General features: G+C 72.7%; 11 protein-coding genes. 9 read left to right on the forward strand and 2 right to left on the reverse strand.

Translation table 11 applies throughout. From position 1 onward, the window contains the following. Positions 1–119: 119 nt before the first annotated feature. Together FF041_RS12525 and FF041_RS12530 are read left to right on the forward strand one after the other, a co-directional pair. Positions 120–1,940, forward strand: a complete 1,821-nt coding sequence (locus FF041_RS12525) for an ABC transporter ATP-binding protein (protein ID WP_323391801.1) — start codon at positions 120–122, stop codon at positions 1,938–1,940. A 177-nt stretch (positions 1,941–2,117) separates the two neighbouring features. Further along, complete coding sequence (locus FF041_RS12530) at positions 2,118–3,188, forward strand: S1C family serine protease (RefSeq protein ID WP_153522892.1); 1,071 nt, start codon at positions 2,118–2,120, stop codon at positions 3,186–3,188. Between the two features lie 54 nt (positions 3,189–3,242). Here the strand turns inward: FF041_RS12530 and FF041_RS12535 are convergent, their stop codons facing one another. Then, entirely contained in the window at positions 3,243–3,449 is a 207-nt protein-coding gene (locus tag FF041_RS12535; RefSeq protein WP_153487099.1) for a hypothetical protein, read from the reverse strand. Between the two features lie 90 nt (positions 3,450–3,539). Between FF041_RS12535 and FF041_RS12540 the strand changes: the two genes are divergently transcribed. From FF041_RS12540 to FF041_RS12550, 3 genes are all read left to right on the forward strand, one after another. Next, positions 3,540–4,739, forward strand: coding sequence for a bifunctional adenosylcobinamide kinase/adenosylcobinamide-phosphate guanylyltransferase (locus FF041_RS12540; protein ID WP_323391802.1), 1,200 nt, complete (start codon positions 3,540–3,542; stop codon positions 4,737–4,739). 102 nt (positions 4,740–4,841) lie between these two features. Then, positions 4,842–6,011 carry a nicotinate-nucleotide--dimethylbenzimidazole phosphoribosyltransferase gene (gene cobT, locus FF041_RS12545; RefSeq protein ID WP_153522893.1) on the forward strand — a complete coding sequence of 390 codons (1,170 nt, stop codon included), beginning with the start codon at positions 4,842–4,844 and terminating at the stop codon, positions 6,009–6,011. A gap of 84 nt (positions 6,012–6,095) precedes the next feature. Beyond that, a complete protein-coding gene (locus FF041_RS12550) occupies positions 6,096–7,919 on the forward strand; it encodes a phosphatidylglycerol lysyltransferase domain-containing protein (protein ID WP_153522894.1) in 1,824 nt (607 codons plus the stop codon). A gap of 44 nt (positions 7,920–7,963) precedes the next feature. On the opposite strand, the gene FF041_RS12555 is transcribed toward FF041_RS12550, so the two are convergent. Further along, a complete protein-coding gene (locus FF041_RS12555) occupies positions 7,964–8,722 on the reverse strand; it encodes a hypothetical protein (RefSeq protein WP_153522913.1) in 759 nt (252 codons plus the stop codon). A gap of 114 nt (positions 8,723–8,836) precedes the next feature. On the opposite strand from FF041_RS12555, the gene FF041_RS12560 reads away from it, so the two are divergent. The 4 genes from FF041_RS12560 to FF041_RS12575 all read left to right on the forward strand — a co-directional run. Further along, on the forward strand, positions 8,837–9,631 hold the full coding sequence (locus FF041_RS12560) for an adenosylcobinamide-GDP ribazoletransferase (protein ID WP_407698144.1): 795 nt from the start codon (positions 8,837–8,839) through the stop codon (positions 9,629–9,631). A gap of 412 nt (positions 9,632–10,043) precedes the next feature. Continuing rightward, positions 10,044–11,558, forward strand: coding sequence for a leucyl aminopeptidase (locus FF041_RS12565; protein ID WP_323391803.1), 1,515 nt, complete (start codon positions 10,044–10,046; stop codon positions 11,556–11,558). A gap of 380 nt (positions 11,559–11,938) precedes the next feature. After that, a complete protein-coding gene (gene lpdA / locus FF041_RS12570) occupies positions 11,939–13,327 on the forward strand; it encodes a dihydrolipoyl dehydrogenase (protein WP_323372422.1) in 1,389 nt (462 codons plus the stop codon). Positions 13,328–13,428: 101 nt separating this feature from the next. Continuing rightward, positions 13,429–14,001 (forward strand): biotin/lipoyl-containing protein (locus FF041_RS12575; RefSeq protein ID WP_323391804.1); only part of this gene is annotated, 573 nt, incomplete at its 3' end.

Below are 14,001 nucleotides of genomic sequence, written 5' to 3' on the forward strand. Positions count from 1 at the left end.
ACCGATCCGGCTGAACCGGTTCGATCCAGCGACCCGCCGATCCGCTGATCCGCTGATCCGGCAAAAACTGGTCCGGCCCGCCGCTCAGGCGAAACCGGGGTTTTCGCGTCCGTACCCAAGTGACCACCGCGGAAACCACCGAAACGAACGACAACACGCCCGCCCCTCTCTCCGCCGGGGAGACCTGGCGGGCGCTGTACACCCACTTCCGCCCGCATCGGGGGCTCGTCGCGCTCGGCGCGGCCTTCGCCCTGGTCGGCGCCGTGACCGGGCTGCTCCAGCCGCTGGCCGCCAAGGAGCTGGTGGACCGGCTCGGCGGCGACGAGCCGATCACCGGGATCCTGATCGCGCTCACCGCGCTGGTGGTGTTCGGCACCGCGATCGAGGCACTGGGCGGTTACGTCCTGGGACGCACCGCGGAATCGGTGGTGCTGGCCGCCCGGCGCACCCTGATAGGCAGGCTGCTGCGGCTGCGGCTGCCGGAGATGGAGCGGAGCCAGCCGGGCGATCTGATGTCCCGGATCACCTCGGACACCACCCTGCTGCGCGCGGTCACCACCCAGTCCGTCGTCTCCGCGGCGACCGGCGGGCTCTCCTTCATCGCCACCATCGTGCTGATGGGCTTCATGGACATGGTGCTGCTCGGCGTCACCCTCGGGGTGATCGTGGTGATCGGCGCGGTGGTCGCCCTGGTGATGCCGAAGATCGCCGAGGCCAGCCGGCGGTCGCAGGAGGCGGTCGGCGAGATCTCCACGAGGCTGGAGCGCGCTTTCGGGGCGTTCCGTACGCTCAAGGCGTCCGGGGCCGAGGAGCGCGAGACGGCGGTGGTGGCCGCCGCCGCCGAGGAAGCCTGGCGGAACGGGGTCCGGTCCGCGAAGTGGGAGTCGGTCGCGTGGTCCTCGGTGGGGCTCGCGGTGCAGGTGTCGTTTCTGGCGGTGCTGGGCGTCGGCGGGGCGCGGGTGGCGTCGGAGGCGATCTCCATCTCGACGCTGGTGGCGTTTCTGCTCTTCCTCTTCTATCTGATCGACCCGATCTCCAAGCTGGTGGAGGCGGCGACCCAGTACCAGGAGGGCTCGGCGGCGATCGCGCGGATCATGGAGGCGGAGCGGCTGGAGACCGAGCAGACCGAGCAGACCGAGGAGGTCGGCGAGACCGGCGAGGCCGCGGGCGCGGCGGGCGGGCCCGCGGCCGTGACCTTCGAGAAGGTCGCCTTCAGCTATCGCGACGATCTTCCCCCGGTCCATCACGAGGTCTCCTTCGAGGTGCCGGGCGCGGGGATGACCGCCTTCGTGGGGCCCTCGGGGGCGGGGAAGACGACCGTGTTCGGGCTGATCGAGCGGTTCTACGAGGCGAGCGGCGGACGCGTCCTGGTCGACGGCAGGGATGTGCGCGACTGGCCGGTGTCCCAGCTGCGGGCCGCGATCGGCTATGTCGAGCAGGACGCCCCGGTCCTGGCGGGAACCCTGCGGGAGAATCTGGTCTTCGCCGCTCCGGAGGCGACCGATGAGCAGATCACGGAGGTTCTGGTACGGGCGAGGCTGGACTCGCTGGTGGAGCGGCTGCCCGAGGGGCTGGACACGGTGGTGGGCCACCGGGGCTCCAAGCTGTCGGGCGGGGAGCGCCAGCGGGTGGCGATAGCACGGGCGCTGCTGCGGCGGCCGAGGCTGCTGCTGCTGGACGAGGCGACCTCCCAGCTGGACGCGGTCAACGAGATGGCGCTGCGGGATGTGGTCGCGGAGGTGTCCCGCGAGGTGACGGTGCTGGTGGTGGCGCACCGGCTGTCGACGGTGACGCTGGCGGACCGGATCGTGGTGATGGACGCGGGGCGGGTACGCGCGGTGGGGACGCACACGGAGCTGGTGTCGGCGGATCCGCTGTACGGGGAGCTGGCGGCGACGCAGTTCCTGGCGACGGCGACGGCTCCGGAGGCGGCGGTCTGAGCGGAGGGCCCGGGTCATGGCCCCCGGGCCGGGACGGAAACACCCGCCCGGGGTCCCGGCCCGGGCCGGCGCGGAACCACCCGCCCGGGGTCCCGGCCCCCGGGCCCTTCGCGGCGGGACCACCTGATCGGGTGCGTACGACATGCCGGTTCCGTACCCCCCGAGCAGACTCCGACCATGGAGATATCGCGTCGCCGACTGCTCTCGCTGACCGTCTGCGCCGTCTGCGCGGCCACTCTGCTCGCCGGCGGCTGCGCCCGCGAGCCGTCGACGGCCGCGTGGCGGCAGCCGGAGACCTCGACCCGCGCCGTGCCGCCCAAGGCGGCGAACGATCTCCAGAGCGATTACGAGACCGTGATCAAGAACGTGCTGCCCTCGGTGGTGCAGATCGAGTCGGGGAGCAGCCTCGGGTCGGGGATCGTCTACGACAGCAAGGGCCATGTGATCACCAACGCCCATGTGGTGGGCGAGGGGCACTCCTTCCTGGTCACGGTGGCGACCGGGGAGGAGCCGCTGACCGCGAAGCTGGTCTCCTCCTACCCGGAGCAGGATCTGGCCGTCATCAGGCTGGACCGGGTGCCGACCGGGCTGAAGGCCGCGACGTTCGGCGACTCCTCGAAGGTGGCCGTGGGGCAGATCGTGCTGGCGATGGGCTCCCCGCTGGGGCTGTCGAGCAGTGTGACCCAGGGAATCGTCTCGGGGATCGGCCGGACGGTGAGCGAGAGCCCGGCGGACGGGGGGACGGGCGCGACGATCGGCAACATGGTGCAGACCTCGGCGGCGATCAACCCGGGCAACAGCGGGGGCGCGCTGGTGAATCTGGACAGCGAGGTGATCGGGATCCCGACGCTGGCGGCGACGGATCCGGGCCTCGGGGACAGCGCGGCGCCGGGGATCGGCTTCGCGATCCCGGTGTCGATGGTGACGACGGTCGCCGACCAGATCATCAAGAACGGGAAGGTCACCGACTCGGGGCGGGCGGCCCTGGACATCACCGCGCGGACGGTGCTGGACGACAGCTACCAGCCCGCGGGGGCGGCGGTGGTGGAGGTCCTCAAAGGGGGCGCGGCGGACAAAGCCGGGCTGCGGGCGGGCGACATCATCACCAGGGTGGGGGCGGACGAGGTCACCACGATCACCTCGCTGGCGGAGGCGCTGGCGTCGAAGCAGCCCGGGGAGAAGGTGACGGTGGGGTACGTACGGGACGGGGAGCAGCGCACGGCCACGGTGACCCTGGGCGAGATCTGAGGCTGAGGCGCGGGACACGGAGGGACCGGGCCCCGCGCCGTCGACCCCGTGCGGCTACTCGGGGGCGTGCAGGCTCATCGGGCCGTAGATCGCGGTGGAGTCCTCCGAGAGCAGCACCTGATCAGCTCCGCCGTCGCGCAGGTCCTTCCAGTGTTCCCCGATCCAGGATTCGGCGTCCCCCTGTGTCGTGAACTCCTCCGGCTGTACCGCCGGACGGACCTCCGTGCCGTCGGACTTCTCGAAACGCCACGTCCATGCCATGTCCGCCTCCAGGTCCCTGAAGTGATCGCTGTGCTGCCCGCAGCGTAGCCGGGCGCGCACCCGTCGCGGTGACGCGGGAGGATCAGGGGTGTGGAACTGACTCTGCTCGGCACCGGCTCCCCGGCCGGTCTCCCCCGGCCCGACTGTCCCTGTGCCATGTGCGCCGCCGCCCGTGGTCCCCGTGCGCGGGCCGCCACCGCGCTGCTCGTGGACGGGGCGCTGCTGCTCGATCTCACCCCTGGCGCGGCCCTGGCCGCCGCGCGGGCCGGGCATTCCCTGGTCGGCGTGCGGCAGGTGCTGCTGACTCATCCGCATGACGGGCCCGCCGTCGATGTGCCGGCCGGGCTGCCGTCCGCGGGACGGGTGCCGGATGGACGGGTGCTGACGCTGATCAGCGGGCACCGGGTGCGGGCGGTGCCGATGGACCATCCCGGGACGGGGTACGAGGTGACCTCGCCGGACGGCGAGCGGCTGCTGTATCTGCCGCCGGGCGGGGCTCCGGCCGGGCTGGCGGAGGGGCTGGCCGCGTACGAGATGGTGGTGGCCGACGTCATCGGCCGGCCCGACGCGATCGCCCTGCTGCGGGCCTCGGGGGCGATCGGCGCGACCACCGATGTGATCGCGGTCCATCTCGACCACGACGTCCCCGGCGGTCCCGAGCTGGACCGGCGGCTGGCTGCGGCCGGGGCGCGCGCCGTGCCGGACGGGACGACGCTGATCGTCGGCGAGTACCACGCCGTACCGGATGTGCCGCGCCGCACCCTGATCACCGGCGGCGCGCGCTCCGGGAAGTCGGTGGAGGCCGAGCGGCGGCTGACGGCCTTCCCCGATGTGCTGTACGTGGCGACGGGCGGCGGGCGGACGGGGGACGCCGAGTGGGCGGACCGGGTCGCGCTGCACCGGGAGCGCCGGCCCGCTTCCTGGCGTACGACCGAGAGCTGCGATCTGGTGCCGCTGCTCACCGAGGAGGGGCCGCCGCTGCTGATCGACTGTCTCTCGCTCTGGCTCACCGACGCGATGGACCGGGTGGGCGCGTGGGACGACGACACCTGGCGGTCGGGCGGTGAGCGGGCGCTGCGGGAGCGGGTCGCCGAGCTGATCGCGGCGGTGCGGCGGAGTCCGCGTACGGTCGTCGCGGTGACCAATGAGGCCGGTTCGGGGGTGGTCCCGGCCACCGCTTCGGGCCGCCGCTTCCGCGATGAGCTGGGGCGTCTCAACGCGGCGTGCGCCGATGAGTGCGAGCAGGTGCTGCTGGTGGTCGCCGGGCAGGCGCTGGTGCTCCGGAACTGAAGCGTGTGCTGGCGGGTCGGGACCAGCGCCGTCGGCGCCTTCCGCCGCCCAGGCTCCCGCACCCCCGGACCCGGGTGCGGTCGGGCGGGTACTGTTCGGCGAATGAGCAGGCTGAATCTCGATGACTTCTCCGATCTGATCGAGCGCCCCGACAGCGGGGTCCGGCGTGTGGCCGAGGAACACCGGGAACGGCTGGCCGTCCCGCCCGGCGCGCTCGGCCGGATCGACGAGCTGGGCGAGTGGCTCTCGGCGGCGCAGGGCCGGGTCCCGGCGGCCCCCGTCGAGCATCCCCGGGTGGTGCTGTTCGCCGGTGACCACGGGGTGGCCGGGCTGGGGGTCTCCGGCCGCCCGGCCGGCGGCGCGCACCGGCTGGTGCGGGCCACCCTGGACGGCGTGAGCCCGATCGCGGTGCTCGCCCGCCGGATGGGGGTGCCGGTGCGGATCGTGGACGCCGGTCTCGACTGCGATCCGGCGCTGCTGCCCGACGAGGTGGTGCGCCACCGGGTGCGGCGCGGCAGCGGGCGTATCGACGTCGAGGACGCGCTGACCGCCGACGAGGCCGAGCGGGCGGTGCGGCTGGGGATGGCGATCGCCGACGAGGAGGCCGACTCGGGGACCGATGTGGTGGTGCTCGGGGATGTGAGCGTGGGCGGCACCACGCCCGCCTCGACGCTGATCGCCGCGCTCTGCGGCACGGACGCGTCGGTGGTCACCGGGCGCGGCGGCGCGGGCATCGACGATCTGGCGTGGATGCGCAAGTGCGCGGCGATCCGGGACTCGCTGCGGCGGGCCCGGCCGGTGCTCGGGGACCAGCTGGAGCTGCTGGCGGCGGTGGGCGGCGCGGATCTGGCGGCCATGACGGGCTTTCTGCTCCAGAGCTCGGTGCGCCGGATGCCGGTGATCCTGGACGGGGTGGTCTCGGCGGCCTGCGCGCTGGTCGCCCAGCGTGCCGCGTTCCGCGCCCCGGACTGGTGGCTGGCCGGTCATGTCAGCGGCGAGCCGGCCCAGGCGAAGGCGCTGGACCGGATGGCGCTCAACCCGCTGCTCGATCATGGCGTCACTGTGGGAGAAGGAACCGGGGCGTTGCTCGCACTCCCCTTCGTCCAGGCTGCGGCGGCGCTCAGCGCCGAACTGCCGGAGCGCACGGAGGACACGAAGGGCGCGGAGGGCGCAGAGGGCGCAGAGGGCACGGAAGGCCCCGAGCGGGAGAGCGGCGCCGGCGAAGCGGAGGCGGAGTCGGCGGCGGCGCCCCCGGGGAGCGACACGGACTGACGGACGCGTCGGTACGGCCGCCGCCAGGACGGCGGCCGTACCGTCATCCACCATGATCTGTGATGCCCCATATCGTCACGTTTCATGGGAGAGGTCCGTTTGTTCAGCCCCAGCTCCACCGAAGTCGCGGTCGCCGCTTCCGGTACCGCCTCCCGCCCCGGGACGGGGCACGGCGCGAGCCGGGGCACGGTCCGTTCACGCCGCTCGGCCGCCTTCGCCGTCTGGTATCTGCGGGCGGTCACCTTCATCAACTTCCTGAGCGCCGTATGGGTCTCGCTCGGACAGGACGTCCGGCGCCACAACACCGACGACTACTTCACCCCCTATCTGCTGACGGCGGGCTTCGCCTCCGGCGTCCTCACCCTCTTCCTCGCGATCACCATGGGCCGCCGCAAACGGGCCGCGTGGATCCTCAACCTGGTGCTCGGCGGGCTCTTCCTGCTGCTCTTCGCCCTCGCCTTCGCCGCCGAACCCGGCATCCGCGAGCATGCCCAGAACTGGGTCTCCCTCGCGCTGACCTGTGCCTTCGTCATCGCGCTCGTACTGGGCCGAAGTGAGTTCTACGCGGTGGGCGACCGCTCCAACCCCCGGCTCGCCGCCGCCGTCGCGGCCGGCGGGCTGCTGGTCACCTCGCTGCTCGCGGCGCTGCTGGTGACCGCCGCCAACACGGCCACCGGCGGTTCCACGTTCCTGGAGCGCTGGCGCTACGGCGTCATGCGGCTGGTCTCGCTGGCCGCCGACGACTCCCGCTTCCCCGGCATCGCGACGCCCGGCTGGGTCGACGTCGTCGTCAACGGGGCCTCCACCGCGCTGCTGCTCGCGGTGGTCTACGCGGCCTTCCGCTCCCGCCGCGCCGTCGACCCGCTCACCGAGGACGACGAGGAACGGCTGCGCGCCCTGCTGGAGCGGCACGGCGACCGGGACTCGCTCGGCTACTTCGCGCTCCGCCGCGAGAAGAGCGTCGTGTGGTCGCCCACCGGCAAGGCCGCCGTCGCCTACCGGGTCGTCGGCGGGGTCGCCCTCGCCTCGGGGGACCCGATCGGCGACCCGGAGGCATGGCCCGGCGCGATCGCCCCCTGGCTCGCCGAGGCCCGCCGCCACGGCTGGATCCCGGCCGTGATGGGCGCGGGCGAGGAGGCCGGGACCGTCTACGCCCGGCATGGGCTGGACGCGCTGGAACTGGGGGACGAGGCGATCGTGGAGACCGCCGACTTCACCCTGGAGGGGCGGGCGATGCGGACCGTGCGCCAGGCGTACAACCGGGTCCGGCGGGCCGGCTACCGGGTACGGATCCGCCGCCACGAACAGATCCCGCCCGAGGAGATGGAGCTGCTGCTCGCCCGCGCCGACGACTGGCGCGACGGCGCCACCGAACGCGGCTTCTCCATGGCGCTGGGCCGCCTCGGCGACCCGGCGGACGGCCGCTGCGTGATGCTGGAGTGCACCGACGCGGCGGGAGAGCTGCGGGCGGTGCTCAGCTTCGTGCCCTGGGGCCCGAAGGGGCTCTCCCTCGATCTGATGCGGCGCGACCGCGCCGGTGAGAACGGGCTGATGGAGTTCATGGTCATCGAGCTGCTGCGGGACGCGGCGGACCTCGGGATCACCCAGGTGTCGCTGAACTTCGCGATGTTCCGCTCCGTCTTCGAGCGCGGCTCCCGGCTGGGCGCGGGCCCGGTCCTGAGGCTCTGGCACTCCCTGCTCAGCTTCTTCTCCCGCTGGTGGCAGATCGAGTCGCTCTACCGCGCCAACGCCAAGTACCGGCCCATCTGGGAACCGCGCTTCCTGCTCTTCGAGAAGAGCGCCGATCTGCTGCGCATCGGGATCGCCGCGGGCCGCGCCGAAGGCTTCCTGGAGGCCCCGGGGCTGCCCAAGTGGCTGCACCGCAGACATCTGGAGAGCCGGCGGTGAACACCGCGCGACCGCGGCATTCACCGGCCGCGCGGTCGCGGTGTTCACCGCGACCGCGACCGCGCCGGCCGGTCGGGGGCGCCGCCGATCAGATCCTGGAATCTGCGGCGCGGCCGGTCCCAGCGGCGGTCGTGACGGTAGGACCGCAGCGCGGCCCGGGCGCGGGCACGGGGCCGTTCGCGGTAGCAGCGCCGGGCCCAGAGGGAGCCGGGCCGGGCCAGCCGCAGCGCGCCGAAGACCGCCACGAACGGGACGAGCGTGCCGATGAGCGCCATCCGCAGCTTGCCCTTGGCCAGGGTGATCAGTACGAGCACGAAGTTCAGCGCCAGGGTGAGCAGGAAGACGGTCCGGCTCTGGCGTTCCTCGGGGGTGAGCGTGTCGACGCCGAGGGGCGAGAACCCGCCGAGCACCAGCGCCCCGAGCGCGATGGCGAGCACGACCACCTCCACGCTCTTGCGGCCCTCCTCGGTCCAGTACACGTCGTCGATGTGGACGATCAGCGCGAACTCGTCGAGGACCAGTCCCGCGCCCGCCCCGAACACGATCGCGAAACCGGCGGCGGCCAGGCCGTACTGTCCGCTGCCGGTCGCGCCGAAGCCGCCCACGACGGTGAGCACGACCCCCGGCACCACATGGTGGATGTGCAGACCGCCGGGGGTGATGTTCCGGAAGGGGCCGCGGCCGGCCCTGATCAGCCGGGTGACGGTACGGGTGACGGCGAAGGTGAGGACGAAGGAGGCGAGCGCCAGCAGCATGGGGAGCTTGCCCGGCTCGATGATGTTGTCGTAGAACCAGCGGCCCATTGGAATTGCTCCCATTTGCTGCTCTTCACGCGGTATGCGCAACCTACCGTCCGGAGCGCCCGGGGACGGGCTACGCTTCGGCGGTGAGTTCGACGGCGGAGCGGTATGGGTGAGATGAGCGGTACGACCGGGATACGTTTCGCCTTCGGCACACTGACCGTGCTGCCCGTCCGCGTCACCCGCTGGGACCGGGACGCGGCCCGCGCCGGAATGCTCTGCGCCCCGCTGGCGGGTCTGGCGGTGGGTCTCGCCGCGGCGGCGGCCGGCGCGCTCCTCCTCCTGCTGGGCTCCGGGCCGCCGCTCGCCGCCGTGGCGACCGTCGCCGTACCGGCCGTGCTCACCCGGGGGCTCCATCTGGACGGACTCGCCGACACCGCCGACGGGCTCGGCAGCGCGAAGCCCGCCGAGGACGCGCTGCACATCATGAAGCGTTCGGACATCGGCCCGTTCGGGGTGATCACCCTGCTCTTCGTGCTGCTGGCGCAGATCGCGGCGGTCGCCGAGCTGTACGGCGAGAGCTGGGCGCACGGCGCGCTCGCCGCGGTCCTCTCCGGGGTGACGGCCCGGCTCGCCCTCACCCTCGCCTCCCGGACCGGCGTCCCGGCCGCCCGGCCCGAGGGCCTCGGCGCCGCGGTCGCCGAAACCGTGCCCGTACGCACCGCACTGGCCGTGGCCGCCCTGGTGACGGCGGTGTGCGCGGGCGCGGGCGCTCTCCCGTACGCGGGCGGCGCGGGGTCCGCCGCCTGGGGCGCGGCCCAGTACGCGCTCGCGGTCCTGGCCGGGCTCATCGCGGCCCAACTGCTGCTGCGCCACTGCGTACGGCGCTTCGGCGGGGTCACCGGCGACGTGTTCGGCGCGCTGGCCGAGACGGCGGCGGCGGTCTCGCTGGCAGCGCTGGTACTGGGCTGACGCCGTGGCGCGGGCCCGCCCGCGCCACGGCGGTACGGGACCACGGCACCACGGAGGCACGGGACCACAGCGGCACGGCACCGATCGAACCGGCGGGCGTGCGGATCCGTTTCAGCGGCGGACGGCCACCGCCCGTCCGAGTGGGTTCGGCGCCCGGCCGCTGCCGGGCCGGGCCGGACGCCCGCCGCGCCGTCCAGCCGGGAGAGGCCGCAACCCCGGCCCCGCCCGCGGCAGTTCGGGGGGCGTACGCTCTTCGCCCCGGCCGCCCGGCGGACTCCGCCCAGGGGTGAACGGCCGCCGCTGTGAACGAGGCCGGTACCCGCGCGTACGCTTTCCCAGGGCGGGATGTCGACCTATCCCCTTCAACGGCCCCAAAGGCCCTGGAACTCAACGGAAGCGAGATTTCACCACCGTGACTGCTCTCACTCTCAGCACCGCCGGCGCCGCGACGCTGCGCGCGGACGCCATCGTCGTCGGTGTGGCGAAGGGCGCCAGGGGCCCGGTCGTCGCGCCCGGCGCGGAAGCTGTGGACACCGCGTTCGACGGAAAGCTCGCCGCCGTACTGGAGACCCTCGGGGCCACCGGCGCCGAGGGCGAGGTGACCAAGCTCCCCTCGCCGTCCGGCATCAAGGCCCCGGTCGTGCTCGCGGTCGGTCTCGGGACCGTGCCGGAGCAGGACCACGCCTTCGCCGCCGAGACCCTGCGCCGGGCCGCCGGAACCGCCTCCCGGGTGCTCGCCGGAGCGAAGAAGGCCGCCTTCGCGCTGCCGATCGAGGCGTCCGAGGACGCCGAGGCCATCGCCGAGGGCGCGCTGCTGGGGGCGTACGCCTTCACCGCCTACCAGAGCGGTGACCGCAAGGACGCCAAGGCCCCGCTCGCCGAGGTCGCCCTGCTCGGCGCCAAGCCGCGCGACAAGGCGTACAAGGCCGCCGCCGAGCGCGCTCTCGCGGTCACCGAGGAGCTGAACCGCGCCCGTGACCTGATCAACACCCCGCCGAACGGCCTCACCCCCGAGATCTTCGCGAACCTGGCCGCCGCCGCGGGCAAGGAGCACGGTCTCAAGGTCCAGATCCTCGATGAGAAGGCGCTGGTCAAGGGCGGCTTCGGCGGCATCGCCGGCGTCGGCCAGGGCTCGGAGAACCCGCCGCGCCTGGTGAAGCTGACCTACACCCACTCCAAGGACGCCAAGACGCTCGCCCTGGTCGGCAAGGGCATCACCTACGACTCGGGCGGCATCTCGCTGAAGCCGGCCGGCCACAACGAGACGATGAAGTGCGACATGAGCGGCGCCGCCGCCGTGTTCGCGGCCGTCATCGCCGTCGCGCGGCTGGGCCTCGCGGTCAATGTCACCGGCTGGCTCGCGCTCGCCGAGAACATGCCCTCGGGCACGGCCATCCGCCCCGGCGACGTACTGCGGATGTACAGCGGCAAGACGGTCGAGGTGCTCAACACCGACGCCGAGGGCCGGCTGGTGCTGGCGGACGCGCTGTGGAAGGCGTCCGAGGAGAAGCCGGACGCCATCGTGGACGTCGCCACCCTGACCGGCGCGATGGTGGTCGCGCTCGGCAACCGCACCTTCGGCGTCATGTCCAACGACGAGGCGTTCCGCACCGCGATCCACGAGACCGCCGAGGAGGTCGGCGAGCAGTCCTGGCCGATGCCGCTCCCGGCCGATCTGCGCAAGGGCATGGACTCCCCCACCGCCGACATCGCCAACATGGGCGAGCGGATGGGCGGCGGCCTGGTGGCCGGTCTCTTCCTCCAGGAGTTCGTGGGCGAGGGCATCACCTGGGCGCACCTGGACATCGCGGGCCCGGCGTTCCACGAGAGCGCGCCGTTCGGCTACACCCCCAAGGGCGGCACCGGCTCCTCGGTGCGCACCCTGGTGCGGCTGGCGGAGCGGATCGCGGCGGGCGACCTCGGCTGAGGCCGCTCCCGTACCGCATGGACACGGCCCCGGGCCCGCCCCCGGGGCCGTATCCATGCGGTCACCCAGGCGGTCACCGGCCGGCAGCCCGTTCGCTGTCGATGAAATGCCCGTTTCAGTGAAATTCAATGGAATTCGATGGAATCAGCCGGGCTCTCCGGGCGTTCCCACGGACCGGTGGCCCATGGGGTGATCGATCAGACGCTCCCAGACACCGGCCCCGCGTCCCGTCTTTCCGCAACAAGTGCAAAGATGGGTCCTCGGCAGGACAGGGCCCGACCGAAGGGCCGACGAGACATCGGCCGCACACCAGCCGAACGGCCGGTTCCCCCGGGTGAGGGGACCCCCGGCGACCGGCGCACATGCATGGAGGACGTGACGTGGCGAACGACGCCAGCACCGTTTTCGACCTAGTGATCCTCGGCGGCGGTAGCGGCGGTTACGCTGCGGCGCTGCGCGGAGCTCAGCTGGGCCTGGACGTCGCCCTGATCGAGAAGGACAAGCTCGGCGGCACCTGCCTGCACTACGGCTGCATCCCCACCAAGGCTCTGCTGCACGCCGGCGAGATCGCCGACCAGGCCCGTGAGTCGGAGCAGTTCGGCGTCCGCGCCACCTTCGAGGGCATCGACGTCGCCGCCGTACACAAGTACAAGAACGAGGTGATCTCGGGCCTGTACAAGGGGCTCCAGGGTCTGATCGCCTCCCGCAAGATCACCGTCATCGAGGGCGCGGGCCGGCTGTCGTCGCCCACCTCGGTCGACGTCAACGGTCAGCGGGTCCAGGGCCGCCACATCCTGCTGGCCACCGGCTCCGTGCCGAAGTCGCTGCCGGGCCTGGAGATCGACGGCAACCGCATCATCTCCTCCGACCACGCGCTGACGCTGGACCGCGTGCCGCAGTCCGCGATCGTGCTGGGCGGCGGCGTGATCGGCGTCGAGTTCGCCTCCGCGTGGAAGTCCTTCGGGGCCGACGTCACCGTCATCGAGGGCCTGAAGCACCTGGTCCCGGTGGAGGACGAGAACAGCTCCAAGCTTCTTGAGCGCGCCTTCCGCAAGCGCGGCATCAAGTTCAACCTGGGCACCTTCTTCGAGAAGGCCGAGTACACCCAGGACGGCGTCCGGGTCACCCTCGCGGACGGCAAGACCTTCGAGGCCGAGGTGCTGCTGGTCGCGGTCGGCCGCGGCCCGGTCTCCGCCGGTCTCGGCTACGAGGAGCAGGGCGTCGCGATGGACCGCGGCTATGTCCTGGTCGACGAGTACATGCGGACCAATGTCCCCACCGTCTCCGCGGTCGGCGACCTGGTGCCCACCCTCCAGCTCGCGCACGTCGGCTTCGCCGAGGGCATCCTGGTGGCGGAGCGGCTCGCCGGGCTGAACCCCGTGCCGGTCGACTACGACGGTGTGCCCCGGGTGACCTACTGCCACCCCGAGGTCGCCTCCGTGGGCGTCACCGAGGCCAGGGCCAAGGAGCTCTACGGCGCGGACAAGGTCGTCGCCCTCAAGTACAACCTCGGCGGCAACGGCAAGAGCAAGATCCTGAAGACCCAGGGCGAGATCAAGCTCGTCCAGGTCAAGGATGGTGCCGTGGTCGGCGTCCACATGGTCGGTGACCGGATGGGCGAGCAGATCGGCGAGGCTCAGCTCATCTACAACTGGGAAGCTCTGCCGGCCGAGGTCGCGCAGCTCATCCACGCGCACCCGACCCAGAACGAGGCGCTCGGCGAGGCCCATCTCGCCCTCGCGGGCAAGCCTCTGCACGCCCATGACTGAGCAGTCCGAGCCCCTCGGGCACGCCGACCACTTCCGCACTTCCTCTCCGCTCGCGCTTCGCTTGAGCTGGGGAGATCCCACCGTTAGGAGCAACTGAAACCATGTCGGTTTCCGTAACCCTTCCGGCGCTCGGCGAGAGCGTCACCGAGGGCACTGTCACCCGCTGGCTGAAGGCCGAGGGCGAGCGCGTCGAGGCCGACGAGCCGTTGCTGGAGGTCTCGACCGACAAGGTCGACACCGAGATCCCCGCCCCCGCCTCCGGCATCCTGGCGTCCATCAAGGTCGCTGAGGACGAGACGGTGGAGGTCGGCGCCGAGCTGGCCGTCATCGACGACGGTTCGGGCACGCCCGTGGCCGCTCCGGCTCCCGCCGCCGCCGAGGCTCCGGCCGCCGCTCCGGCTCCGGCCCCGGTCCAGGAGGCTCCGGCCGCCCCGGCTCCCGCGCCGGTCCAGGAGGCCCCCACGGCCGCCGTCCCCGCCGCCCCTGCCGCCCCCGTCGTCCAGGAGGCTGCTCCGGCCGGTGGCGCCGTGGGCACGGACGTGGTCCTTCCGGCGCTCGGCGAGAGCGTCACCGAGGGCACCGTCACCCGCTGGCTGAAGGAGGTCGGCGAGTCGGTCGAGGCCGATGAGCCGCTGCTGGAGGTCTCGACCGACAAGGTCGACACCGAGATCCCC

This window comes from Streptomyces jumonjinensis (genome assembly GCF_009600885.1).
In the GTDB taxonomy this organism is placed as follows: domain Bacteria; phylum Actinomycetota; class Actinomycetes; order Streptomycetales; family Streptomycetaceae; genus Streptomyces; species Streptomyces jumonjinensis.

Coding starts and splice junctions, on each gene's coding strand:
- FF041_RS12530 (WP_153522892.1), top strand. CDS start 2,118: ATGGAGATATCGCGTCGCCGACTGCTCTCGCTGACCGTCTGCGCCGTC.
- FF041_RS12535 (WP_153487099.1), bottom strand. CDS start 3,449: ATGGCATGGACGTGGCGTTTCGAGAAGTCCGACGGCACGGAGGTCCGT.
- cobT (WP_153522893.1), top strand. CDS start 4,842: ATGAGCAGGCTGAATCTCGATGACTTCTCCGATCTGATCGAGCGCCCC.
- FF041_RS12550 (WP_153522894.1), top strand. CDS start 6,096: ATGGGAGAGGTCCGTTTGTTCAGCCCCAGCTCCACCGAAGTCGCGGTC.
- FF041_RS12555 (WP_153522913.1), bottom strand. CDS start 8,722: ATGGGCCGCTGGTTCTACGACAACATCATCGAGCCGGGCAAGCTCCCC.
- FF041_RS12560 (WP_407698144.1), top strand. CDS start 8,837: ATGAGCGGTACGACCGGGATACGTTTCGCCTTCGGCACACTGACCGTG.